This is a genomic window from Nitratireductor sp. L15S-10, assembly GCF_045011005.1.
Taxonomy (GTDB): Bacteria; Pseudomonadota; Alphaproteobacteria; order Rhizobiales; family Rhizobiaceae; genus Nitratireductor.
Window position 1 is genome coordinate 200,456 of the sequence record NZ_CP120676.1, and the last position, 24,097, is coordinate 224,552.

The window sequence follows — 24,097 nt, forward strand, 5'->3', positions numbered from 1 at the left end:
CCGATGCACATCCTCGCCACCACCACCGCCTCACTCGACGATCTGATCGAGCCTGTCGATCTGCAACAATCGCCGGCGGATATGGTGGCGCTGTCGTTCACCGACAGCGATCTGGCGGGGATCGCCTCTGCATGGCAGGCCGGGCGCGAGGCCCTGCCCTCGCTGCGCCTTGCCGCGCTGCGCGATCTCAGACACCCCATGTCGGTCGATCTGTGGGTCGACAACACGGCAGCGCATGCCCGCACCATTCTGGTGCGGGTTCTGGGGGGCTATGAGTGGTGGCGCTATGGCTGCGACCGGCTTTCCGCGCTGGCCCGGCAAAAGGGCATTGCGCTGGCATTGCTGCCCGGCGAATGCCATCAGGACGACCCGCGCCTTGCCGAGCGCTCCACTGTTTCGCCGGAAGCGCGCGCGGCGCTGCTCGCCTGCTTCCGCGAGGGCGGGCCGGACAATATGCGCGCGCTGACCATGCAGATGGCGCGCCTTGCGGGGCGGGAGATCGACACGCCGGAAGCCGAACCGGTGGCCAAAGCCGGCTTCTATGCGCCGGGCCATGGCATTGTGGAGGCCGGTTTTTTCGCCACGCTGCCCGGCAGGGCAATCGTTCCGATCCTCTTTTATCGCTCCATGCTGCTTGCCAGCGATGTCGCGCCCATCGACGCGCTGGTGGAGGCGCTTGAGGAACAGGGTCTTTGCGCCGTCCCGATCTTTGTTTCCAGCCTGCGCGACCCGGTTGCCGCCGGTTTCGTGCGCGACGCCGTGGAGACGTTGAAGCCGCAGGCGCTCATCACCGCAACGGCCTTTTCCAGCGGTGCGGAACCCGGCGAAAAAACACTGTTCGACCGGTTTGGCGTGCCGGTTTTTCAGGTGGTCACCGCCACCACGCGGCGCGAAGCGTGGCAGGAAGGCCAGCGCGGTCTGGCACCCGCCGACCTCGCCATGCATGTGGTGCTGCCAGAACTCGATGGCCGTCTGATGGCCGGCGCGATTTCCTTCAAGGATGAGGCGACGCTGGATGAAGGGCTTTCCTTCGGCGTTCAGCGCAACCGGCCAGAACCCGCACGCATCCGGCAGGTGGCGGCGAGGATCGCCGCGCATCTGAAGCTTGCCCGCACACCAAAGGCCGAGCGCCGCGTCGTCATCCTGATCCCGGATTATCCGAGCGCGCCCGGCCGCACCGGCTATGCGGTGGGGCTGGACGTACCGTCGAGCGTGCTCGCCATGCTGCACGACCTTGGTGCGGCGGGGTATACGGTTTCCGGCGTTCCGGAGACACCCCGCGCGCTGATGCAGCGGCTTGAACAGGTTTCGGAAGCGCTTTCGCTGGAAGACTATCGTGCCGCTTTCGATGCACTGCCCGAAGAGGCGCGCGAGAAGCTGATCGCCACATGGGGACCGGCCGAAGACGATGCGGAGGATGGCGTCTTTCCGTTTCGCGCGGCACGGTTCGGCAATGTCACCGTGGCGCTTGCGCCGGACCGGGGGCGCTCGGCGGACCGACGCGTGGACTATCACGACCCGACCCTTGCGCCGCGCCATGCGCTCGTCGCCTTCGGCCACTGGATGCGGGAGGGGCTCGATGCCCATGCGCTGATCCATGTGGGTGCGCATGGCACGCTGGAATGGCTGCCGGGCAAGACCGTGGCGCTGACGGAAACCTGTTTTCCGGAGATCGTGGCAGGCGCGCTGCCGGTGGTCTATCCCTTCATCGTCAGCAATCCGGGCGAAGCCGCACAGGCCAAGCGCCGCATTGGCGCGGTGACGCTCGGGCATCTCACGCCGCCACTGGCGGGTGCCGGGCTTTCGCAGGACCAGCAGGAGCTGGAACGGCTGGTGGACGAATATGCGCAGGCCGACGGTCTGGACCGCCGCCGCCGCGACCGGCTGGCGCGGCTGATCGTGGAAACCGCCGAGCGCACCGGCCTGACCCGTGATGCCGGGGTTGAGGACACGGGCGATACGGATGCGGCGCTGATGCAGATCGACGCCTGGCTCTGTGATCTGAAAGATTTCGCCATCAAGGACGGGCTGCACATCTATGGCCGGGGCAGCGGCATGGACGAAGCGCCCGAACGCCGCGCCTGCGCGGAAAGCGAAAAGCGTGCGCTTCTGGCAGCGCTCGATGGCCGGCACATCGCGCCCGGCCCCTCCGGCGCGCCGGCGCGCGGGCGCACCGATGTTTTGCCGACGGGCCGCAACATCTTCACCGCCGATCCGCGCACGCTTCCCACGCCAACCGCAACCGCGCTTGGCAAAATGGCGGCGGATGAAGCTGTGCGCGGCTATCTACAGGAGCATGGCGACTGGCCGCGCTCGCTGGTGATCGACCTCTGGGGCAGCGCCAGCCTGCGCACCGGCGGCGAGGAGGTCGCTCAGGGGCTGGCGCTGATGGGCTGCCGGCCGCAATGGGATCAGGCGACGGGCCGTGTGACGGGCATCGAAGTTTTGCCGCCGGCCAGCCTTGGCCGCCCGCGCATCGATGTGACGTGGCGTATTTCCGGCCTGTTTCGCGATATGTTCCCCACCCAGATCGCGCTTCTCGATACGGCGGTTACCGCCGTGGCCGCGCGCGATGAGGACGACAGCGAAAACCCGCTTGCGAGCGCCGCCCGAAAAGCCGGCAAAGCGCCGGCGCGTATTTTCGGCTCCGCTCCCGGCACCTATGGCGCGGGGCCGGAAGAAAAGCTGGCGCGTGGAGACTGGCAGGAGCGCGCCGAGCTGGGCGTAGCCTATCTCGCCGCCGGTGCCTTTGCCTTCGGCGGCGCTGAGGGCGAAGGCCGGCGGGAAGACGGCGCGTTTGCACGGCAGGTGGCGGATGCCGACATGCTCATCCACACCGGCGACGATGCCGGGCGCGACGTTCTCGAAGGTTCGGCGGATGTGGCCTTCATCGGCGGGTTCGCGGCGGCGGTGGAAGCGCTGGGCGGCAAGGCCGATCTTGTAGTGCTCGACACGACCGACCCGGAGCGCCCGCGGGCCCGCTCGCTGGCGCAGGCCATTGCGCGCACCGTGCGTGCCCGCGCCGTCAATCCACGCTTCATCGAAGGACAGTTGCGCCATGGCCCGCGTGGTGCTGCGGAACTGACGGAAACGGTGGACCGGCTGATCGGCTTCGCTGAAACCACGGATGCGGTTTCAGGCAGCCTGATCGATGCCGTGTTCGACGCTTATCTCGGCGATGAACGGGTGCGCGATTTTCTTCTGGCGGAAAATCCCGCTGCCGCGCATGCCATGGCGGAACGGTTTCGCGCCGCCCGCCGGCGCGGCCTCTGGCACCCGCGCCGCAATTCCGTCGATGCCGATCTGGCCGCACTTCTTGCGGAGGCGACGGCATGACGATGCGGCGCGGCGCATGCCCCACACTCTCCGCTCCCATGGAAACCGGCGACGGGCTGCTCGCGCGGATTGCACCGGCCCATGGCGCACTGACGCCTGAGAAGCTGGCGGGCATCGCAAAAGCGGCGGGTCGCCACGGCAACGGCATTCTGGAAGTGACCGCGCGTGGCAAATTGCAGATACGTGGATTGACCGCTGAGAGCGCCCCTCTGTTTGCCACGGAAATCAATGCGCTGGAGCTTGGAGCTGTGGATGGCTTTGCGGTTGAGACCCCACCGCTTGCCCCTCCTCCTCCGCTCGCAAAGCGCATTAACGCGTATGTTGCTGCACATGGTCTTGGCCCATCCCTCGCGCCAAAAGTGTCTGTCACGGTCGATTGCAGCGGAGCGTTGCATCTCGATGCGATCAGCGCCGACATAAAGCTCATCATGGCTGATGACGGGCAATGGCTGATCGGCATTGGCGGCAATGGCGCGACCGCGCAATGGCTGGGCTCAGGTGACGAACAAACGATCGGTACTGCGGCGCTCACCATTCTCGATCTGCTGGCCGAGAGCGGCGGACGCGCACGCGATTTCGCACAGGCGCAGAAGGATGCGCTCCGAGCCGGGCTTGAGCCAGCCGTGCAACATCCCGCACGGGTTGACAGCGCGCCGGTTGGCCGGTTTGCGCTGAAAGATGGCGGGAGTGCGCTGGGCATCGCCTTGCCCTTCGGCCAGGTCGCAGCAGATGCGCTTGTGGCGCTCTGCGAGGCCGCACCCGACGCACGGGAAGTTCGCCTTGCGCCGCGCAGCGGCCTGTTGCTGACCGGTCTCGACGGAGCCCGTCACGAAGAGGTGTTTCAGGCAGCGCACGCTCTGGGCTTCGTCACGCAAGGCGATGATCCCCGCCTTTTCATCGCCGCCTGCGCCGGCGCACCCGCCTGCGCTTCGGCGCGCTTCGACGCCAAGGCGCTTGCCGCCGAGGCGGCTGCGGCGGGTCTGCCCGATGGCTCGTTCCGCCTTCACCTTTCGGCCTGCGAAAAGGGATGCGCCCAGCCCGCCGGGCCGGTGGTGAACCTGATCGCGGTCGAGGGTTGCTGCACCCTTTCCTGCGTTGGCGCAAAGCCTTCCGGACGCCTTCGCACCTTCCTCATCGAGCGCGGCGAGACGCTGCGCGCCGCCCTTCTTCGAAAGTCAGGCTGAATGCAAGAAACCGAGTACATACGCGACGGCAATGCCATCTATGAAAAGTCGTTCGCGATCATCCGCGCCGAGGCCGACCTCGCGCGTTTCAGTGTGGAAGAGGCCGATGTGGCAATCCGTATGATCCACGCCTGCGGGCTTGTCGAGGCGGCGGAACATTTCGTCTTTTCCGAAGGGTTTGTGGCGGCGGGCCGCGCGGCGCTGAAAGCCGGTGCGCCGATCCTGTGCGATGCGGAGATGGTGGCGCGCGGCGTGACCCGCACGCGGCTGCCCGCCGAAAACGATGTGATCTGCACCTTGCGCGATGCACGCACGCCGGAACTTGCACAAAAGCTTGGCAATACGCGTTCCGCCGCCGCGCTGGAGCTGTGGCGTGAGCACATGGAAGGCGCGGTGGTGGCCATCGGCAATGCGCCGACAGCACTCTTCTACCTGCTCGACATGCTGCGCGCCGGTGCGCCGAAACCCGCCACCATCATTGGCATGCCGGTCGGTTTCGTTGGCGCGATGGAATCCAAGGCAGCGCTCGCCGAGAGCGGGCTTGGCATTCCCTTCGCCATCGTGCGCGGCCGCATGGGCGGCAGCGCCATGACGGCAGCGGCCATCAACGCTTTGGCGAGGGCGGGCCTGTGAGCGGAACCCTGATTGGCGTCGGCACCGGACCCGGCGATCCCGAACTCATCACCGTCAAGGCGCTGAAGGCGCTGGAGCGGGCGGACGTGGTGGCGTATTTCGCAAAGCGCGGACGCCGGGGCAATGCCCGCCGCACGGTCGAGGGGCTGTTGCCGGAAGGCATCGAGGAACTGCCGCTCGAATATCCCGTCACCACCGAGATCGACAAGACCGACCCGCGCTATATCGCGGCCATCACCGGCTTTTACGAAGCTTCGGCGCGGGCGGTGGAAGCGCATTTGAAAGCGGGCCGCACGGTTGCCGTTTTGAGCGAGGGCGATCCGCTGTTCTACGGCTCCTACATGCATCTGCATGTGCGGCTTGCCGCGCAGCATCCGACCGAAGTGATCCCGGGCATCACCGCCATGTCGGGTTGCTGGTCGCAGGCGGGCATCGCCATCGTTCAGGGCGATGACATCATGATGGTCCTGCCCGGAACGCTCGATGAAGACGAGCTTGTGCGCCGCGTGAGCGACACGGAAGCCTTCGTCATCATGAAGGTGGGGCGCAATCTGCCGAAAATCCGCCGGGCGCTGGCTCGCGCCGGCAGGCTCGTCGGCGCGGTCTATGTGGAACGCGGCACGATGGACAACACAGGCATGACGCCGCTCGCCGACAAGCCGGACGATGAGGCCCCCTATTTCTCGCTCGTGCTCGGACCGGGCTGGCAGGCAAAGCCCGGCGAGGCGGTGGCATGAGCGGGCGTCTCGTCGTCATCGGCACCGGCCCCGGAAACCCGGAGCAGACGACACCGGAAGCGCGCGTGGCCATTGCGGCCGCAAGCGATTTCTTTGGCTACGGTCCCTATCTCGACCGGCTCGAACTGAACGATGGCCAGACCCGCCACGCCTCCGACAACCGGGAAGAGCTTGCCCGCGCGAAGGCGGCGCTCACCATGGCCGCCGAAGGCAGGCATGTGGCCGTGGTTTCGGGCGGGGATGCAGGTGTTTTCGCCATGGCGGCGGCCGTGTGCGAGGCCATCGAGCATGGGCCGCAGGAATGGCGCGCGCTCGATCTGGAGATCGTGCCGGGGCTGACGGCCATGCTGGCCGTGGCCGCCCGCGTGGGTGCGCCGCTCGGCCATGATTTCTGCGCCATATCCCTGTCCGACAATCTGAAACCCTGGGAACTCATCGAAACCCGGCTGGCTGCGGCCGCCGGTGCGGGCTTCGTGATCGCGCTCTACAATCCGATCAGCCGCGCCCGGCCCTGGCAGCTTGGCCGCGCCTTTGAACTGTTGAGCGGTATTCTGCCGGCGTCCACGCCGGTCGTGTTCGGCCGCGCCGCAGGCCGGCCCGACGAACGCATGGCGATTGTTCCGCTCAACGAGGCGCGTGGCGAGATGGCCGATATGGCCACCTGCGTCATCATCGGTTCGCCAGAAACACGCCTGATCGAGCGCCCCGGCAAACCGCCGCTGGTCTATGCGCCGCGCTCGGCGACGGGAGCCGCCAGATGAGCATCGATCGCGCCCATCGCATCTTCGATGTCGGCCACGACGGCTGCGCCAGTCGGCTTTGGTCGGTCGATCATGATCACCGGCAGGCCGAGCCTGCGGGCGGCCGCAATCTTGCCATAGGTCGCGGCACCGCCGCTGTTCTTGGCGACCACGATGTCGATGCGATGCTCGGTGAGCAGCGCGATTTCATCGTCTTCGGAGAACGGACCGCGCGCCAGAATGCATTGGGCATTCGCCGGCAGGTGGGCGGGCTCCACCGGTTCCACGCTGCGCACCAGATAATGATGCTGCGCCGCCGCGCGAAACATCTGAACTTCCTGCCGGCCAATGGCCAGAAAGACGCGTCGGGGCTCAGGGCCGAGAAGCGTTGCCGCCTCGGCCATGCCGGACGCTGTTTGCCAGTTGTCACCGGCGACCGGCTGCCAGGCGGGGCGCATGAGCGTGATGAGCGGCACGCCGGTCAGGTGGGCCGCTTCCGCCGCATTGCGCGCCATGCGCGCGGCGAAAGGATGCGTGGCGTCCACCATCAGGTCGATGCCTTCGTCCTTAAGATAACGCGCAAGCCCCTCAGCGCCGCCGAAACCGCCCACACGCACCTCGCCCTGCAAGGCTTCCGGCGCGCTTGTGCGCCCGGCAAGCGAGGTGATGACACGCAGCGCGCTGCGCGCGCAGAGCCGCTCCGCGAGCCGCCGTGCTTCGCCTGTTCCACCGAGAATGAGAAGGGTCTGCTTTGCCATGACGTCTTCTAGAGCATTTTGCAGTCAGGCGGAATCGCCTGACGTCGGCACAAATGCGGAAAATCAGACAAAGAGCGCATTTTGCAGTCAGGCGGAAACCTCAAGGCGCTGGCTTGCCATCGTTGGGATCGGCGAGGACGGTACGGCCGGGCTCGGTGAGGAAGCACGCCGCGCGATTGCCGATGCGGAGATCGTGTTCGGTGGTGCGCGGCACCTCGAACTGGCGGCAGACCAGATTTCCGGTGAGCCGCGTCCATGGCCCTCCCCTTTCGCCAAGGCGCTCGATGAGATCGAAGCGCTGAGAGGCAAGAAGGTCTGCGTTCTCGCTTCGGGCGATCCGTTTCACTTCGGTGTTGGTGCGACGCTGACGCGGCGCATCCCGGCGGATGAGATGCGTGTTTTTTCCGCCCCGTCTTCCTTCGCGCTTGCTGCTGCCCGGCTTGGCTGGCCGCTGCAATCGGTCGAGACGGTTTCGCTGCATGGCAGGCCCATTGCGCTGATACGCCCGCTGCTCCATCCCGGCGCGCGCATTCTTGCGCTCACATCCGATGGCACGGCTCCGGCTGCGATTGCAGAGCTGATCACCAAAGAGGGGTTTGGCCCCTCGCGCTTTCACGTGCTGGAAGCGCTGGGGGGACCGCGCGAAAAGCAGATCAGCGGTATGGCTGCCGCGCTTTCCGCAGACGGTTTTGACGATCTGAACGTGGTCGCAATCGAGGTGGCGGCGGATGAGGATGCACGCATCCTGCCGCTTGGAAGCGGGCTTGAAGACGGGCTTTTCGAGCATGACGGGCAGATCACCAAATCGGAGGTGCGAGCCGTCACCCTGTCGGCGCTTGCCCCGAAACGCGGCGAACGGCTCTGGGACATCGGAGCGGGTTCAGGCTCCATTTCCATCGAGTGGCTGCGGCAGCACCCATCGCTCAGCGCCATCGCCATCGAGGCGGACGGAGAGCGCGCGGCGCGCATTGCCCGCAACGCGGAGCGCATGGGCGTGCCGCAGCTCACCGTGGTCGAGGGGAAAGCTCCCGCCGCGCTCGCGGGCCTTGCCGCACCCGACGTGGTTTTCATCGGTGGCGGGGCGACCGTGCCGGGGCTGATGGAGGCGGCGATTGCCGCTCTTGGAACCGGGGGCCGCCTTGTCGCAAACGGGGTGACGCTCGAAACGCAGGCGCTTCTGATCGACTGCCATGGACGGCACGGCGGAGAGCTGATTGAGATCGCCATCGCGCGCGCCGCCCCCGTTGGCGGCATGACGGCGCTGCGCCCGGCCATGCCGGTGCTTCAATGGCGCTGGAGGAAACCATGATCTGCGCCGGGTTTGGAGCCAGAAAAGGCGTTACAAGCGAGGCGGTTCTTGCCGCGCTCGACGCTGCTCTGGCAAAGCATGACATCGCACAGGACAGGCTCGATGCGTTGGCGACCGTGCCCCGGAAACGGGACGAGCCCGGCCTGACGGATGCCGCAACCGCGCTCGGTCTGCCGCTTGTCATTGCCGATGACGCTGCACTGCAGGCGGCGGCGACGCACTGCCTGACCCGCTCGGAACACGCGCTCTCCGCCACTCGCCTGCCATCGGCCTCGGAGGCGGCGGCGCTGGCCGTCTGCGGCCCAGCCGCCCGGCTTCTCGGGCCGAGGCTCACACTAGACGGCGTGACCTGCGCCATCGCCACCACCGGAAGACAATCATGACCGTTCATTTCATTGGCGCCGGACCGGGCGCTGCCGACCTCATCACCGTTCGCGGCCGCGATCTGATTGCGCGCTGCCCGGTCTGCCTTTATGCCGGTTCGCTGGTGCCGGAAGAACTGCTCGCGCACTGTCCGCGGGGCGCGCGCATCGTCAACACCGCGCCCATGTCGCTGGAAGAGATCGAAGCGGAATATATCCGCGCCCATGAAGCGGGCGAGGACATTGCCCGGCTGCATTCGGGCGATCTTTCGGTCTGGAGCGCGGTTGCCGAACAGCTCCGCCGTCTTGCCGCACTCGGCATTGATTACACGCTGACGCCGGGCGTGCCTTCCTTCTCGGCGGCTGCGGCGGCGCTGGGACGCGAGCTGACCATTCCGGAAGTGGCGCAGAGCCTCGTCCTGACCCGCATTTCCGGCCGCGCCTCGAAAATGCCGGAGGGTGAAACGCTCGCCAATTTCGCGGCCACCGGCACGACGCTCGCCATCCATCTCGCCATTCACGCGCTGGACCGGGTGGTGGCGGAGCTGACCCCGCATTACGGCTCCGACTGCCCGGTCGCAATCGTTGCTCGCGCTAGCTGGGCGGATGAGCGCATTCTGCGTGGCACGCTTTCCACCATCGAAGCGGAGATGGCGAAAGATCCCATCGAGCGCACGGCGCTCATACTCGTCGGGCCGGGGCTGGGCGCGGAGGATTTTCGCGAAAGCGCGCTCTACAGCGCCGATTATCAGCGCCGGTTTCGCGGGCGGGAGGGGTTATGAGTTTGGCTGAAGCGCTCGACCGCCTGCCTTTTGAACCAGCGCCGTTCGAGCCGGGCCATGTGTGGCTTGCGGGTGCGGGTCCCGGTGGCTTTGGCTGCCTGACACTCGGTGTTCTGGCTGCGCTCGATGCGGCGGATGTGGTGATCTATGACGCGCTGGTGGACCCGGAGATCCTGAAGGCTGCGCCGGAAGCCCGGCACATTTTCGTCGGCAAACGCGCCGGTCAGCCTTCCACCAGCCAGGATGAAATCAACCGCCTTCTGGTGAAAGAGGCCGAGGCGGGGCGCAGGGTTCTGCGCCTGAAAGGCGGCGACCCGAACATGTTTGGCCGTGGCGGCGAGGAAGCGCTGGTGCTGGCGCTTGCCGGCATTCCCTTCCGCTTTCTGCCGGGCATCACCTCGGCGGTGGGCGCACTTGCCGATGCGGGCATCCCCGCCACCATGCGCGGGGTGAACAAGGCCGTGATTTTCGCCACCGGCCACGCCGCCGGCACGCCGGACGATCTCGACTGGGCGGCGCTGGCGAAAACCGGCCAACCCATCGTCATCTATATGGGCATGCACAAGCTCGCTTTGATCGTGGACGCACTCACCTCCGGCGGCATGGCGGGCGACACGGCGGCCGCCCTCATCATGAATGCGACCAAGCCGGATGAGCGCATCCTCACCACAACGCTCTCGTCCCTTGTTTCGCAGGCCGAGGAACAGGGCTTCGGCTCCCCTTCCATCATCGTCATCGGCGGCATCGTGGCGCTGCGCGAGGCGCTATCATGACGGCGCGGGCGATCATCATCGGCGCGGCCCGTTCGGGCTCGGGCAAGACCAGCGTCACCATCGGCCTGATGCGCGCGCTCAGGAGGCGCGGTCTTGCCGTGCGGGGCGTGAAATCCGGCCCCGACTATATCGATCCTGGCTTTCATCAGGCGGCGACGGGGCATCCCGGGGTCAATCTGGACAGCTGGGCCATGCACCCGGATCTGCTCGAGCATCTTGGAAGCCGGCAGAGCGAAGACGCCGACATGCTTTTGATCGAAAGCGCCATGGGCCTGTTCGATGGCATCGTTTCGGAGCCGGGACGATCCGGCGCTGCGGCTGACATTGCGCGGCTTTATGATGTGCCCTGTCTTGTCATTCTCGACGTATCCGGCCAGTCGCAGACGGCTGCTGCGCTGGCAAAGGGGTTCGCCGCCTACGACCCGAAAGTGCGGATTGCTGGCGTGGTGCTCAATCAGGTGGCCAGCCCGCGCCATGAAGCGATGGCGCGCGAGGCCATCGAGGCCATCGGCATTCCGGTGCTGGGCGCGGTCTACCGCAATCCGGACATGGCGCTGCCGGAGCGGCATCTGGGCCTTGTGCAAGCGAGCGAACATGCCGCACTCGAAGCCTTCATCGAGCGCCTTGCCGATGTGATGGAAGAGGCCATCGACCTCGACGCCGTGATGAAGGCCGCCGTGCCGCTCTCCATGCAGGCGGGCGATGCGGCGCGGCTTCTGCCGCCGCCGGGGCAACGCATCGCCATCGCGCAGGACGCCGCCTTCAGCTTCGTCTATCCGCATCTCGCCCGGCACTGGCGCGAAGCAGGGGCGGAGCTTCTGCCCTTCTCGCCGCTCGCCGATGAAGGCCCGGCGAAAAGCGCCGACGCCTGCTGGCTGCCGGGTGGGTATCCCGAACTTCACGCGGGGCGGATTGCTACGGCGGAGAATTTCCGCGCTTCGATGAATGCTTTCGCGGAGACCAGGCCCATTCACGGCGAGTGCGGTGGTTTCATGGTTCTGGGCAAGGCGCTCGAGGATGCCGAGGGCGTTCGCCACACCATGCTGGGTCTGCTTTCTCACGTGACGAGCTATGCGAAGCGCAAGATGAATCTCGGCTATCGGCAGGCCACGCTCATGGCCGACTGCGCCATCGGCAGCAAGGGCGAGACGATCCGTGGTCATGAGTTCCATTATTCGCGGCTGGTGGAACCGGGCAGCGATGCGCCGCTCGCCATGCTCGCGGATGGGCAGGGCCGTGCGCTCGGCCCCTCCGGCGCGCGGCGCGGACATGTGTCGGGTACCTATTTCCATGCAATCGCGCGGAGCTGATAGGATGGTCGGACCCCGCGACGCCTTCCGCGACATCGCAGCCTGCCTCGGCTTCTACACGCGCCTTCCGCTGCCCGCGTTCGAGATGCCCGCGCATGGTTTTGCCAATGCACAATGGGCGGCACCGCTGGCCGGTCTTGTCGTTGGTGCGGTGTGCAGCGCCGCTTTGACGGGTGTCATCATGCTGGGCCTGCCGGCCACCATCGCCGCCGCTCTCGCGCTCGCGGTGGGCGTGCTTCTGACCGGCGGACTGCATGAAGATGGGCTGGCCGATGTGGCCGATGGTTTCGGCGGCGGATCGACACGCGAAAAGAAGCTCGCCATCATGAAAGACAGCCGCATCGGCTCCTATGGTGTCGCCGCGCTGATCCTCTCGTTTCTCCTGCGCTGGTCGGCGCTCGTGGCGCTCGGCCTTGCCGCCATTCCCGCATTGCTGATCGCCCACGCAGTCTCGCGCGCGCTCATGCCCGCGCTGATGCGCCTTTCGCCGCCCGCACGCGAAAACGGGCTTTCGGCGGGCGCCGGGCAACCGTCGAACGGCCCCGTTCTTGGCGCGCTGGCGATTGGTGGCGTTCTGCTTCTTGTTCCCGGTCCCGGCTTTGCGCTCATTGCCGTGCTGCTTCTGGCGGCGGCGCTCTTTTTCATCAAATGGCTCGCCGAAAAACAAATCGGCGGGCAGACGGGCGATGTGCTCGGCGCGCTGCAGCAGCTTGTCGAAACTGTTCTGCTTCTCGCCGCCGTTGCCCATTTCACCTGAAGGATTTCCATGACCCGCTTTCCCTCGATCGACGATCTGCGCACCGCTTGTAACAACCGGCCTTCAGGTGACGAAAACGCCGCCCAGGCTGCAATCGCCCGCCAGGCCGTGCTCACCAAACCACCCGGCAGCCTTGGCCGGCTGGAAGAAGCGGCCATCCTGCTTGCCCGCTGGCAGGGGCGCGAAAAGCCCGCGCTCGACCGGGTTCATGTGCTGATTTTTGCGGGCTCTCATGGCGTGACCGCACGCCGTGTCTCGGCCTTCCCGGCCGAGGTGACGGCGCAGATGGTGGCGAATTTCTCTGCTGGCGGCGCGGCGATCAATCAGCTGGCAAAGCAGGCCGGCGCCAGCCTCACCGTCACGCCGCTGGAGATCGAGCGCCCCACGGCGGACTTCACGGAAGCGCCGGCCATGGATGAAACGGATTTTCTGAAGGCCGTCCAGACCGGTTTCGATGCGGTGCCGGAAGGAGCCGATCTCATCGCACTCGGGGAAATGGGCATCGGCAATACCACCGCCGCAGCGGCACTTGCCGCAGCCCTTTTCGGTGGCGGGGGCGCGGATTGGGTCGGGCGCGGCACGGGCGTCGACGATGCCGGCCTTTCGCGCAAGGCCGAGGCCGTGGATGCCGCGCTTGCGTGCCATGGCGAGGCGCTTTCCGATCCGCTGGAGGCGCTGCGCCGTGTCGGCGGGCGCGAGCTTGCCGCCATGTTCGGCGCTGCCCTTGCCGCGCGGCAAAAGCGCATTCCCCTCCTGCTCGACGGTTTCGTGTGTGGCGCGGCGGTCGCGCCGCTCGCGCGTCTTGGCGAAGACGGTCTGGCGCACGCCATTGCCGGCCATGTTTCCGCCGAGCCCGGCCACCGCAAACTGCTTGCCGAACTCAGCCTCAGGCCGCTGCTCGATCTCGACATGCGGCTCGGCGAAGGGTCCGGCGCATGCCTTGCGATCAACATTCTGCGCGGCGCGCTTGCCTGCCACAACGGCATGGCGACCTTTGCCGAAGCCGGCGTTTCGGACGGCTGATCATGCGCGCGCTTTCGCTCATCGGCATTGGCACCGGCAATCCCGAACATATGACGGTGCAGGGCATCAACGCGCTGAACCGGGCCGACGTGATCCTCATCCCCCGCAAAGGCGAAGCGAAAGAGGATCTGGCCGATCTGCGCCGGGTCATCTGCGAGCGGTTTCTGGAAAACCGGCAGACGCGGATCGTGGAGTTCGATCTGCCGGTGCGCGACGCGGCCAATCCGAGCTATCGCCGGGGCGTGGACGACTGGCACATGGCCATTGCCCGCGCCTATGGCGATCTGCTTGCGGCGCACACGGGCGAGACGGGCCATGCGGCCTTTCTCGTCTGGGGCGATCCTTCGCTCTATGACAGCACGCTGCGCATCATCGAGCACATGCGCCGGGAAACCGAGCTTGCGGTCGCGCTGGAGGTGGTGCCGGGCATCACCAGCATTCAGGCGCTCGCAGCCAGCCACCATATGCCGGTCAACAGGATTGGCGGTTCGGTGCTGATCACCACCGGAAGGCGGCTGAAGGCGGAGGGCTTTCCGCCCAACGCCGACACGCTTCTCGTCATGCTCGACGGCGATTGCGCCTTCCGCACGCTCGATGGCGATGCCTACGAGATTTTCTGGGGTGCGTATCTCGGCACGCCGAACGAGCTTCTGATTAGTGGGCTGCTTGGGGATGTTGCCGGGCAGATTGTGGAGACGCGCGCCAGGGCGCGGGAAGACAAGGGCTGGATCATGGATACCTATCTCCTGCGGCTGCGGGGTTAGGGTTGGCGCACGCCATCTCGCCCTCGCCTCAGGCGGCCTGTGCCCGCTGCCAGCGTGGGAACGGGTCCGCCAGCGCACGGAATTCTGCGGGATCAAACCGCGTCGCGCTTCCCACCAGTGCCGCATCCAGCGCTGCGGTGATGCGTTCGCGGTCCATGCCGGAGCCGATAAAGACCAGCTCCTGCCGCCGGTCCCCATAGGGTTCGCTCCAGTAGCGGTCCATGAAGGCTTTCGCTTCCGGGTGGTTGGGCCAACGCTCGCGCGGCACAGCCGCCCACCAGGTGCCAAGCGGCTTAACGCTGGACAAGGCCCCGGCGAGGCTGAACTCCGCCACCCAGTCCGGCCGCGTCGCCACCCAGAAATGCCCCTTGGCGCGGATCACGCCCGGCAACGGCGCATTCAGCACCGCGTGCACTTTCTGCGGATGGAAGGGCCGCCGCGCGCGGTAGACGAAGGAGGAAACGCCATATTCCTCCGTCTCCGGCACATGATCGGCGAAGCCATAAAGCTCCTTGGCCCAGAGCGGGTGCTGGTGCGCCGCCTCGAAGTCGAAAAGCCCCGTGTCGAAGATGCGCGCGGGCGCGACGCGGGAATGGTCGGTCTCGATGATCTGCGCATCGGGATTGAGTGCGGTAACGATCTTGCGCGCCGCATCGAGACGCTCCGGGCCGGCATCGCTCACCTTGTTCAGGATCACCACATCGGCGAACTCGATCTGATCGACCAGAAGATCCACAAGCGTGCGCTCGTCCCCCTCGCCCGCGACCTCGCCCCGGTCGCGCAGGAAATCATGGCTGGCGTAGTCTCCGAGCAGGTTCACCGTGTCGACCACCGTCACCATTGTGTCGAGACGTGCGACATCGGAAAGGCTCATGCCCTGCTCATCGCGGAATTCAAAGGTGGCGGCCACCGGCAATGGCTCGGAAACGCCCGTGGATTCGATCAGCAGGTAATCGAACCGTCCCTCTGCCGCCAGGCGCCGCACCTCCTTCAGAAGATCGTCGCGCAGCGTGCAGCAGATGCAGCCATTGGTCATCTCAACCAGTTTCTCGTCTGTCTGCGAAATGTTCGCGCCACCCTCGCGCACCAGATCGGCATCGATGTTCACTTCCGACATGTCATTAACGATCACCGCCACCCTGCGGCCCGCTCTGTTGTTGAGCACATTGTTCAGGAGCGTCGTCTTGCCCGCCCCCAGAAATCCGGAAAGAACGGTGACCGGCAGGCGGTTGTCTGGGTTGGGCATGAATGGCTCCTCTGGCTGATATATGGTATGTAATATCATAACACATTGAATGCGCAAGTGGGCGAGCTGGGACGAAAGCGCAGCAGGAGGAAAATTGACCGCAACGGCATGGATGCCCGGCTCAGGGCGAGCGTGGCGTGGCGACTGGCGTGGGAAGGCTCAGGGCCGTGATACCGGCGGAAGCCCTGAACGAGATCAGGTCAGCCCGTAAATTCGCCCGGCATTGCCACCGAGGATTGCCTTCCGGTCCGCCGCATCAAACCGCTGGAGCAGCGCAGCGGTCGCTTCACACCATTCGGAATAGCTTGCGGCAAGCGTGCAGACCGGCCAGTCGCTGCCCCAGATTACACGCTCCGGGCCGAAGACCGCGAGCACATGATCGGCAAAGGGCTGGAGTTTTTCACGGTTCCAGCTTCTCCCTGCCTCGGTCACCAGGCCGGACAATTTGCACGAGACCTGCTGGCGCATGGCAAGAGACGCCATGTCTTCGGCCCACCCCTCGAATGCACCCGATGCGATGTCCGGCTTGGCGCAATGGTCGATCACCACGGCCATCTCGGGATAGCGGTCCACCAGCACGGCGAGGTTTTTCAGGTGGCGTGGCAGCACCAGCGCATCGAAGACGAGCCCGTGGTCGATCAGCGCGCGAAAAGCCGCGTCGCGTTGCGGGTGCAGCATCCAGTCCGGGTCGGGAATGTCCTGAATCATGGGGCGCAGCCCCTTGAGCCTGTCGTGCGCAGCCAGTTCCGCGATGCGCCTCGGTGCGTCCGGGCTTTCGAAATCCACCCAGCCGACAACGCCCCTGATGAAGGCGTTTTCGTCGGCCAGCGAGAGCATGAAATCCGTTTCCGCGTCGCTGGGCGCTGCCTGCACCAGCACCGTCCCGTCAATCCCCTCAGCCTCCATGAGGGATCTGAGATCTTTGGGCAGGAAATCGCGGTAGATCTTGGAAAGCTCCGGCGTCAGCCAGCCATAGTCGCCGCGCGAAGGCTTCCAGAAATGCTGGTGGGCGTCGATCCGGCGCATGGTCAGGCGTCCTCCTGCGGCAAGACGCCTTTCTTCAGGATCACATTGCCATAGAAGCGCCGCTCACCCGTCTGGATGACGGCAAAGGCATCGCGCGCGCGGTCATAGAATGCAAAGCGCTCCAGCGGCCTGATCTGCGCCGGGTTGTCCGCCACCCGGTCGATCACTGTCTGAAACTCGGCCACCACAGGCGGCACACCATCCGGGTCGTCCACCATCTGCATGCTGATCGCCGGATCGTCGACGAAGGAATCGAGCGGCATCACGCTTAGAACCGCTTCGAGCACACGCGGCGCGGAAATACCGTCGAGCCGCACGAAATCGCGCGCGCTCGCCTCGCCGGGAAAGTTTGCATCGGCAATGACGATCTCGTCGCCATGGCCCATGGCGCGCAGGATGCGCAGGAGATCGGGTGAGAGAATGGGGTCGATACCACGCAGCATCAGTTTTCCTCCGGGGTCGGTGCATCGGGCCGGATCAGGTTCTGGCTTTTGAGATCAGACCACAGCCCGACGGGCACATTACGGGAAAAAAGCGCGATGTTCGCCGCCACTTCCTCCGGTGTCATCGCACCGGGGATAACGGTGCGCACCGCCGGGTGCCCCATCACGAATTGCAGAGCCGCCTCGATCAGTTTCACGCCGTGCACTGCGCACACGGCCTCGATCTGCCGCACCCTTTCAAGGATGTCTGCGGGCGCGGGCTCGTAATTGTAACGCGCGCCCTCGATGGCCCCGGACGCCAGAATGCCGGAATTGTAGGGTCCGCCCAGAATGATGCCGACATCGCGCTTCACGCAGAGCGGCAGGAAGCTGTCGAGCGCTTCCTGTTCCAGAAGCGTGTAGCGCCCGGCCAAGAGAAAAGCGTCGAAATCGCCGAGCTCGAGCAGGCGTTCGCACACCTGCCATTCATTGACGCCGGCGCCGATGGCCCGCACCTGCCCCGCCTCTTTCAGCTCGCAGAGCGCGCGATAGCCGCCACCATCAAAAAGCTCGCGCACCTTCGCGTCGCTTGCCTCCTGAGTGCCGTGGGTGAAAACGTCCACATCGTGCACGAGAAGAATGTCGACACGCTCCACACCCAGCCGCGTGAGGCTGGCCTCATGGCTGCGCATCACGCCATCATAGGTGTAGTCGTAGACGATCCTCTTCTGGGGCGTGTCGACAAAGGCGGTGGGTGTCACCGCGTCGGGCCCGCAGTCTTCCAGAAGCCGCCCGACCTTGGTCGAGAGCGTGATCGCATCGCGCCCGAAGCGTCTGATGGCCCGCCCGAAGCGCTGTTCGGAAAGCCCGAGACCATATTGCGGTGCGGTGTCGAAATAGCGCATGCCGCCGTCAAAGGCGGCCTGCAGGGTCGCCTGCGCGTCCGCTTCCTCGACCCGGCGATAGAGATTGCCGAGAGGCGCGCCGCCAAATCCCATACGCGTGAGCATGACCGGCTGAGCAGTGCCGGCGCGCAGGGCAACCGGATCCGAAGCCCTCATGCCGGCACCTGATCCCGCGCCGGGTGGTAACGGTATTTCTCCAGCGATGCCGGTTTCATCTCGATGGAGAAGCCCGGTGCCTGCGGCGGCATATAGGCCGCGTTGCGGATCACGCAGGGTTCGACAAAATGCTCATGCAGATGGTCGACATATTCAATGACGCGGCCCTCGCGTGTGCCGGCGATGCATAGATAGTCGATCATGGAGAGATGCTGCACATACTCGCAAAGGCCCACGCCACCCGCATGCGGGCAGACTTTCAACCCATGTTTCGCGGCCATCAGCATCACGGCCAGAATTTCATTTACACCGCCCAGGCGGCAGGAATCGATCTGCACCACATCGACGGCCCCACGCATGATGAGCTGTTTGAAGATGATGCGGTTCTGGCACATTTCGCCGGTCGCAACCTCGACCGGTGCAACGCCTTCGCGGATCTTGCGATGTCCTTCAATGTCGTCCGGACTGGTTGGCTCTTCGATGAACCAGGGTTTGGCGAAAGCGAGTTTCACCACCCATTCGATGGCCTCATCGACCTCCCAGACCTGATTGGCGTCGATCATGAGGTTGACGTCCGGGCCGACCACTTCGCGGGCGATGGTGAGTCGGCGAATGTCGTCGTCGAGATCCCGCCCAACCTTCATCTTGATGTGCTTGAACCCGGCATCCACCGCTTCGCGGCACAGCCGGCGGAGCTTTTCATCGTCATAGCCAAGCCAGCCGGCCGATGTGGTGTAGCAGGGGTAGCCCTCGCGTTCGAGCGTGGCGATGCGCTCTTCCTTGCCCTTCGCTCTTTCACGCAGGAAGGCGAGCGCTTCTTCCGGTGTAATGCAATCGGTGATGTAGCGGAAGTCGATGCAGCGCACGAGCTCTTCGGGGCTCATTTCGGCCACCAGCCGCCACACCGGCCTGCCCTCGAGTTTTGCCCACAGATCCCAGACGGCGTTGACCACCGCGCCTGTTGCCAGATGGATCGCGCCCTTGTCGGGTCCGATCCAGCGCAACTGGCTGTCGGAGGTGACATGCCGCCAGAAGCGGCCCATGTCCTCTGCCACCCAGTCCATGTCGAGCCCGACGACCAGATGGCGCATCGCCTCGATGGCCGCGCAGCAGATGTCGTTGCCCCGCCCGATGGTGAAGGTCAGGCCGTGACCCTCGTGCTCGCCATCGGTTTCGAGGATCACATAGGCCGCCGAATAGTCCGGGTCCGGATTCATGGCGTCCGATCCATCCAGATGGTCGGAGGTGGGAAAGCGCACATCCACGGTGCGCAGGCCGGTGATCCTGGTCATGGTCCGAGTCATGGTCCGTCGTCAAATCCGTTGTTTGAATGGCGCTCCGGGGGAGGCCCCCGGAGCGATTGGCGATCCTGGATCAGTCGTAAAGAACGGCTGCGATTTCCGGATCGTCGATGTTGGTCTTGTCGTAATAGTAGAAGCCGGTATCGATGGAAGCCGGCACCTCTTCGCCCTTGGCGGCGGCCACGGCGGCCTTGACCGTTTCGTAGCCGATGCCGACCGGGTTCTGCGTGATCGCACCGGCCATCAGACCTTCGCGGATCGCTTCCTTCTGCTGCGCCCCGGAATCATAGCCGATGATCACGACATTGGAGCGATCCATCTCGCGCACGCCGTTGACCACGCCGATGGCGGAGCCTTCATTGGTGCCGAAAATACCCTTCAGATCCGGGTTGGCCTGGAGGATGGACTTGGTGATCTCCGTCGACTGCAGGTGATCGCCGCCGCCATACTGAATGGTGACGATCTCGATGTCCGGATATTTCTCCTTCACCTGATTGACGAAACCGTCGCGGCGGTCGATGCCGGTGCGGCTCGTCTGGTCGTGGGCGACCACGGCAACCTGCCCTGCTCCGCCGATCAGCTCTGCCATCTTGTCTGCGGCAAGGGCGGCTGCGGCCAGATTGTCGGTTGAGGCGGTCGCCTTCGGGATGTCGCTGTCGACACCGGAATCGAAAGCGATCACGGGAATGCCCGCCTCATCCGCCTGTTTCAGCAGCGGGATTGCCGCCTGGCTGTCGAGCGCGGCGAAGCCGAGTGCTGCCGGCTTCTTGGCAAGCGCCGCCGCCAGCATGTCGATCTGGCGGTCGACCATGGTTTCATTGTCCGGTCCCTCGAAGGTGACCTCCACGTCCAGCTCCTCGGCTGCCTTGTCGGCACCGGCTTTCACGGCCTGCCAGAACTGGTGCTGGAACCCTTTCGAGATCAGCGGGATATACATCTTGTCCTGCGCCGAAGCGGCCATACCGCTTGCGACGAGAGCTGCGGCGCTGATGGCGCCCAGCATTGCGCGTCTCGTGAACATGTTTCCTCCTCCGGTTTCTTGCTCACACTCACTTATTGGTCGAAACCCGGGGCGTTCACCGCCCTCTTCGTGTTGAAACTCACCCCATGCGCCGCTTGCGCATCATGTCGGCATAGACGGCGAGAATGATGATCGCGCCCGTCACCACGGTCTGCCACTCCTGCGCCACCGAGAGGATGCGCAGGCCATTGGCCAGAACCGCCATGATCAAGGCGCCGATCAGCGTGCCGAGGATCGTGCCGCGCCCGCCGGCAAGCGAGGTTCCGCCGATGACGACGGCGGCAATCGCCTCAAGCTCGTAGCCGAGGCCGAGAGCGGGCTGTGCGGAATTCAGGCGCGAGGCGATGAGCAGGCCGGCAATGCCGCATATGCCGCCGGCCAGCGCATAGACCGCCATCTTCCACGCATCCGTGTTGACGCCGGAAAGGCGCACCGATTCCTCGTTGGAACCCAATGCAAAAGTGTAGCGCCCGAGCACGGTGCGGCCCAGAATGTAGCTGGCTGCGATGGCCACGAGAAACAGGATCAGCACGCCATTGGGGATCGGCAGGGCGGGGATGACCTCGCCGATCAGCGACCCGCGCGAAATCTCGGTAAAGCCCGGCGTGTCGTTGAAATAGATCGGCCGCGTGCCGGATATGACGAGCGACAGGCCTTTGAGCATCAGCATCATGCCGAGCGTGGCGATGAAGGGCGGGATCTTCATCTTGGCGACGAAGGTGCCGGAGGTGAGGCCGCACAGCGCACCGGCGCCGATGGCCGCAAGCACGCCGAACGGCAGCGGCAGGCCCCAATAGGTGAGGACGACACCCGCGATGACCGCGCAAAAAGTCATCAGCGTGCCGACCGAAAGGTCGATGCCGCCGGTGATGATGACGAGCGTGGCCGCAATGGCCAGAACCCCGTTCACCGAGGTCGCCTGCAGAATGGCGATGATGTTCGAGGTCTGCATGAAGTTTGGCGAGGCCAGCGAAAAGCCGATCAGGAGTATGATCAGGCTCATGAAGGCCAACAGCTTCTGGTGCGCGCCTGCCTGCAGAAGCCGTGCGGCAAAGCCGGCCTGCGGAGTGGCTTCCACGGTGCTCATTCTTCTCCTCCCACCGGTTCCATGGCGCTCTCGCGTTCTGTCGCAAGGCGCATGATGTCTTCCTGGCTGGTTTCCGCCCCTCCCGGCAGAATGCCTGTCAGCCGCCCCTCGCACATGACGGCAATGCGATGGCTGAGCCGCAGCACTTCCGGCAATTCGGACGAGATCACGATGATCGCCCGTCCCTGCGCCGCCAGCGCATTCAACAGTTTGTAGATTTCGCTCTTCGCGCCGACATCGATGCCGCGTGTCGGCTCATCGAAGATCAGGATGTCACAGTCGCGCAGAAGCCATTTGGCGATGACCACCTTCTGCTGGTTCCCGCCGGAGAGCAGCCGCACCTCCTGCCGGTCGGAAGGGGTGCGGATGTCGAGCTGCTGGATATAGCCGCGCGCGGCATCGCGCATGCCCGCCTCGTCGAGCGCGCCGAGCCTGCCGGTAAAGCGCTCCAGGCTCGCCATGGCCACATTGGCGCGGACATCCATGCCCACAGCAAGGCCGAAATGCTTGCGGTCTTCGGAGAGGTAGCCAATGCCGGCGGCGACCGCATCGGCGGGCGTGCGGATATCAACCGGTGTGCCGTTGACGATGATCTCCCCCGCCTCACGCGGATCGGCGCCGAAGATCGCCCGCGCGACTTCCGTGCGGCCCGCCCCCATCAACCCGGCAAAGCCGAGGATCTCTCCCTGCCGCACCGAGAAGCTGACATTGCGGATTTCGCGCCCACGCGTGAGGCCCTTCACTTCCAGCGCGACAGGCGCTTCATCGAGGTCCGGCACCTCTACCGCACTTTCGGTGAGCGCGCGCCCCACCATCATGGAAATGATTTCGCTGACCGGTGTGGCGGCGGCAGAGACCGTGTCCACATATTGCCCGTCACGCATGACCGTTACGCGGTCGGCGACGCGCTTCAGCTCATCCATCTTGTGCGAGATGTAGATGATGCCGACGCCTTCGGCCTTCAGCCGGCGGATGATGACGAACAGTTCCTCGATCTCGGCATTGTTCAGGGCCGCCGTCGGCTCGTCCATGATCAGCACGCGTGAATGGAAGGAGAGCGCCTTGGCGATCTCCACCATCTGCTGCTTGGCAATTGTCAGCCCGCCGACCTGTGCACGCGGATCGAGCTTAAGGTTCATGGAGGCGAAGATTTCCGCCGTCTGGCGGTTGAGCGCGGTCTCGTTCAGCCTGCCGAAACGCAGGCGCGGCTCGCGGCCGATGAAGATGTTCTGGGCCGCGGTCAGATCATTCATCAGGCTCAGTTCCTGATGAATGATGCTGATACCCAGATCCTGTGCCGCGCGCGGACTCTCGATCTCGACCGGCTGGCCGTCGACCAGCACCTCGCCCTCATCCTTCGGGTAGATGCCGGAGAGAATTTTCATCAGCGTGGACTTTCCCGCGCCATTCTCTCCCATCAGCGCGTGGACCTCACCGGGCATGAGCTCGAAGCGCACATCCCTGAGCGCATGCACGCCGGGAAAGCGCTTTTCGATGCCGCGCATGGAAACGACCGGCCGGATTTCATTTTTGCCGGCTTCGGTCGTCATGCTCGTGGACGCCGTTGCCATCGCGCGATCCTCAGATCGTCACGCCGCCATCGACGAGCATCGCCTGCCCGGTGACAAAGCGGCTTTCATCCGAAAGGAGATAAAGCACCATCGGTGTGATGTCGTCCACCGTGGCGAGCCGCCCCATGGGCTGGCGCGCGATGAAATCCTTTTCCGCCTGCACCGGATCGGGGGCCGAGGCGATGCGACCGCGCAGCGATGGGGTATCCACCGTGCCGGGGCAAAGCGCGTTGCAGCGCACGCCCTGCTTCACGAAATCGGCGGCGACCGATTTCGTCAGGCCGATCACGGCCGCCTTGGTCGCGCCATAGACCGCCCGGTTGACGAAGCCTTTGATGGAAGAGGCCATGGAGGCCATGTTGAGAACGGAGACGCTGCCGGTCTCCCCAGCTCTCTCCAGCATGCCTGGCAGGAAAGCCTGCGTCATGCGATACATGGAGGTGACATTGAGGTCTGTGCTGAACGCCCAGTCCTTTTCTGTCACGTCGAGGATCGTTCCGTGGTGAACGAAGCCGGCGCAATTGAAAAGCCCGTCGAGCTTGCCGGTTTTGTAAGCCAGCGCATCGATGGCGGCGCGGTCGCACACGTCGAGGCGGTGGGTCTCGATGGCGCTGCTTTCCGCAGCCAGCGAGGCAAGGCCCTCTTCATTGATGTCGACGCCGATGACCGACGCCCCTTCGGCGGCGCAGGCAAGCGCGCTGGCACGACCGATACCCTGAGCGGCGGCGGATATCAGAATCCGCTTTCCTTCAAGTCGCATACGATGACCTCCTCCCTGTTGAGCCGAAGCTCAATCATCGTTTATATACGAATAGTCTATTCATATATGAAAGATCATTGCAATATCAAAGTTGACAAGGGAAGCGATTCCTCATCAATGCACCGGGTCGGAGG

The 24,097-nt window shown here is 65.1% G+C and carries 23 protein-coding genes; 13 read left to right on the top strand and 10 right to left on the bottom strand.

Annotated elements, in window-relative coordinates; genetic code table 11:
* The first annotated feature begins 3 nt into the window (after nucleotides 1–3).
* From cobN to P2W41_RS20320, 5 genes are read left to right on the top strand one after another with little or no spacing between them, the layout of a single operon-like run.
* Nucleotides 4–3,336 carry a cobaltochelatase subunit CobN gene (gene cobN, locus P2W41_RS20300; RefSeq protein WP_404935101.1) on the top strand — a complete coding sequence of 1,111 codons (3,333 nt, stop codon included), beginning with the start codon at nucleotides 4–6 and terminating at the stop codon, nucleotides 3,334–3,336.
* Entirely contained in the window at nucleotides 3,333–4,520 is a 1,188-nt protein-coding gene (cobG, locus tag P2W41_RS20305) for a precorrin-3B synthase (RefSeq protein ID WP_404935102.1), read from the top strand. The genes cobN and cobG overlap by 4 nt, the downstream gene beginning before the upstream one ends.
* The gene (locus tag P2W41_RS20310; RefSeq protein ID WP_404935103.1) at nucleotides 4,521–5,153 is read left to right on the top strand and encodes a precorrin-8X methylmutase; all 633 of its coding nucleotides are present in this window, start codon (nucleotides 4,521–4,523) and stop codon (nucleotides 5,151–5,153) included.
* Nucleotides 5,150–5,890 (top strand): precorrin-2 C(20)-methyltransferase, encoded by a 741-nt coding sequence (locus tag P2W41_RS20315; protein WP_404935104.1) that lies wholly within the window; start codon nucleotides 5,150–5,152, stop codon nucleotides 5,888–5,890. The genes P2W41_RS20310 and P2W41_RS20315 overlap by 4 nt, the downstream gene beginning before the upstream one ends.
* Complete coding sequence (locus tag P2W41_RS20320) at nucleotides 5,887–6,651, top strand: precorrin-3B C(17)-methyltransferase (RefSeq protein ID WP_404935105.1); 765 nt, start codon at nucleotides 5,887–5,889, stop codon at nucleotides 6,649–6,651. The genes P2W41_RS20315 and P2W41_RS20320 overlap by 4 nt, the downstream gene beginning before the upstream one ends.
* On the opposite strand, the gene P2W41_RS20325 is transcribed toward P2W41_RS20320, so the two are convergent.
* A complete protein-coding gene (locus P2W41_RS20325; RefSeq protein WP_404935106.1) occupies nucleotides 6,615–7,388 on the bottom strand; it encodes a cobalt-precorrin-6A reductase in 774 nt (257 codons plus the stop codon). The genes P2W41_RS20320 and P2W41_RS20325 overlap by 37 nt on opposite strands.
* On the opposite strand from P2W41_RS20325, the gene cbiE reads away from it, so the two are divergent.
* The 8 genes from cbiE to cobF are packed head-to-tail and all read left to right on the top strand — an operon-like array spanning nucleotide 7,387 to nucleotide 14,468.
* A complete protein-coding gene (cbiE, locus tag P2W41_RS20330) occupies nucleotides 7,387–8,697 on the top strand; it encodes a precorrin-6y C5,15-methyltransferase (decarboxylating) subunit CbiE (RefSeq protein ID WP_404935107.1) in 1,311 nt (436 codons plus the stop codon). The two genes, P2W41_RS20325 and cbiE, sit on opposite strands and share 2 nt — an antisense overlap.
* A complete protein-coding gene (locus P2W41_RS20335; RefSeq protein ID WP_404935108.1) occupies nucleotides 8,676–9,080 on the top strand; it encodes a cobalamin biosynthesis protein in 405 nt (134 codons plus the stop codon). The genes cbiE and P2W41_RS20335 overlap by 22 nt, the downstream gene beginning before the upstream one ends.
* Nucleotides 9,077–9,841 (top strand): precorrin-4 C(11)-methyltransferase, encoded by a 765-nt coding sequence (gene cobM / locus P2W41_RS20340; RefSeq protein WP_404935109.1) that lies wholly within the window; start codon nucleotides 9,077–9,079, stop codon nucleotides 9,839–9,841. The genes P2W41_RS20335 and cobM overlap by 4 nt, the downstream gene beginning before the upstream one ends.
* Nucleotides 9,838–10,614, top strand: coding sequence for a uroporphyrinogen-III C-methyltransferase (cobA, locus tag P2W41_RS20345; protein ID WP_404935110.1), 777 nt, complete (start codon nucleotides 9,838–9,840; stop codon nucleotides 10,612–10,614). The genes cobM and cobA overlap by 4 nt, the downstream gene beginning before the upstream one ends.
* Nucleotides 10,611–11,924 carry a cobyrinate a,c-diamide synthase gene (locus tag P2W41_RS20350; RefSeq protein WP_404935111.1) on the top strand — a complete coding sequence of 438 codons (1,314 nt, stop codon included), beginning with the start codon at nucleotides 10,611–10,613 and terminating at the stop codon, nucleotides 11,922–11,924. Before cobA ends, P2W41_RS20350 begins: the two co-directional genes overlap by 4 nt.
* Before the next feature lie 4 nt (nucleotides 11,925–11,928).
* A complete protein-coding gene (gene cobS, locus P2W41_RS20355; protein WP_404935112.1) occupies nucleotides 11,929–12,681 on the top strand; it encodes an adenosylcobinamide-GDP ribazoletransferase in 753 nt (250 codons plus the stop codon).
* 9 nt (nucleotides 12,682–12,690) lie between these two features.
* Nucleotides 12,691–13,704 (top strand): nicotinate-nucleotide--dimethylbenzimidazole phosphoribosyltransferase, encoded by a 1,014-nt coding sequence (gene cobT, locus P2W41_RS20360; protein ID WP_404935113.1) that lies wholly within the window; start codon nucleotides 12,691–12,693, stop codon nucleotides 13,702–13,704.
* Nucleotides 13,705–13,706: 2 nt separating this feature from the next.
* Nucleotides 13,707–14,468 carry a precorrin-6A synthase (deacetylating) gene (gene cobF, locus P2W41_RS20365; protein ID WP_404935114.1) on the top strand — a complete coding sequence of 254 codons (762 nt, stop codon included), beginning with the start codon at nucleotides 13,707–13,709 and terminating at the stop codon, nucleotides 14,466–14,468.
* Between the two features lie 28 nt (nucleotides 14,469–14,496).
* Here the strand turns inward: cobF and P2W41_RS20370 are convergent, their stop codons facing one another.
* The 9 genes from P2W41_RS20370 to P2W41_RS20410 form a co-directional block, all read right to left on the bottom strand.
* A complete protein-coding gene (locus P2W41_RS20370) occupies nucleotides 14,497–15,714 on the bottom strand; it encodes a GTP-binding protein (RefSeq protein WP_404935115.1) in 1,218 nt (405 codons plus the stop codon).
* Between the two features lie 195 nt (nucleotides 15,715–15,909).
* Nucleotides 15,910–16,740, bottom strand: coding sequence for an amidohydrolase family protein (locus P2W41_RS20375; protein ID WP_404935116.1), 831 nt, complete (start codon nucleotides 16,738–16,740; stop codon nucleotides 15,910–15,912).
* Between the two features lie 2 nt (nucleotides 16,741–16,742).
* Nucleotides 16,743–17,183, bottom strand: a complete 441-nt coding sequence (locus P2W41_RS20380; RefSeq protein ID WP_404935117.1) for an RbsD/FucU family protein — start codon at nucleotides 17,181–17,183, stop codon at nucleotides 16,743–16,745.
* Nucleotides 17,183–18,223: an aldo/keto reductase gene (locus P2W41_RS20385; RefSeq protein WP_404935118.1), complete on the bottom strand. Its 1,041-nt coding sequence runs from the start codon at nucleotides 18,221–18,223 to the stop codon at nucleotides 17,183–17,185. The genes P2W41_RS20380 and P2W41_RS20385 overlap by 1 nt, the downstream gene beginning before the upstream one ends.
* Complete coding sequence (locus P2W41_RS20390) at nucleotides 18,220–19,515, bottom strand: L-fuconate dehydratase (protein ID WP_404935119.1); 1,296 nt, start codon at nucleotides 19,513–19,515, stop codon at nucleotides 18,220–18,222. The genes P2W41_RS20385 and P2W41_RS20390 overlap by 4 nt, the downstream gene beginning before the upstream one ends.
* 82 nt (nucleotides 19,516–19,597) lie before the next feature.
* Nucleotides 19,598–20,545, bottom strand: coding sequence for an ABC transporter substrate-binding protein (locus P2W41_RS20395; RefSeq protein ID WP_404935120.1), 948 nt, complete (start codon nucleotides 20,543–20,545; stop codon nucleotides 19,598–19,600).
* A 79-nt stretch (nucleotides 20,546–20,624) separates the two neighbouring features.
* Nucleotides 20,625–21,632: an ABC transporter permease gene (locus P2W41_RS20400; RefSeq protein WP_007007278.1), complete on the bottom strand. Its 1,008-nt coding sequence runs from the start codon at nucleotides 21,630–21,632 to the stop codon at nucleotides 20,625–20,627.
* On the bottom strand, nucleotides 21,629–23,203 hold the full coding sequence (locus P2W41_RS20405) for a sugar ABC transporter ATP-binding protein (protein WP_404935121.1): 1,575 nt from the start codon (nucleotides 23,201–23,203) through the stop codon (nucleotides 21,629–21,631). Before P2W41_RS20405 ends, P2W41_RS20400 begins: the two co-directional genes overlap by 4 nt.
* Nucleotides 23,204–23,213: 10 nt before the next feature.
* A complete protein-coding gene (locus P2W41_RS20410; protein WP_404935122.1) occupies nucleotides 23,214–23,963 on the bottom strand; it encodes an SDR family oxidoreductase in 750 nt (249 codons plus the stop codon).
* Nucleotides 23,964–24,097 lie beyond the last annotated feature (134 nt).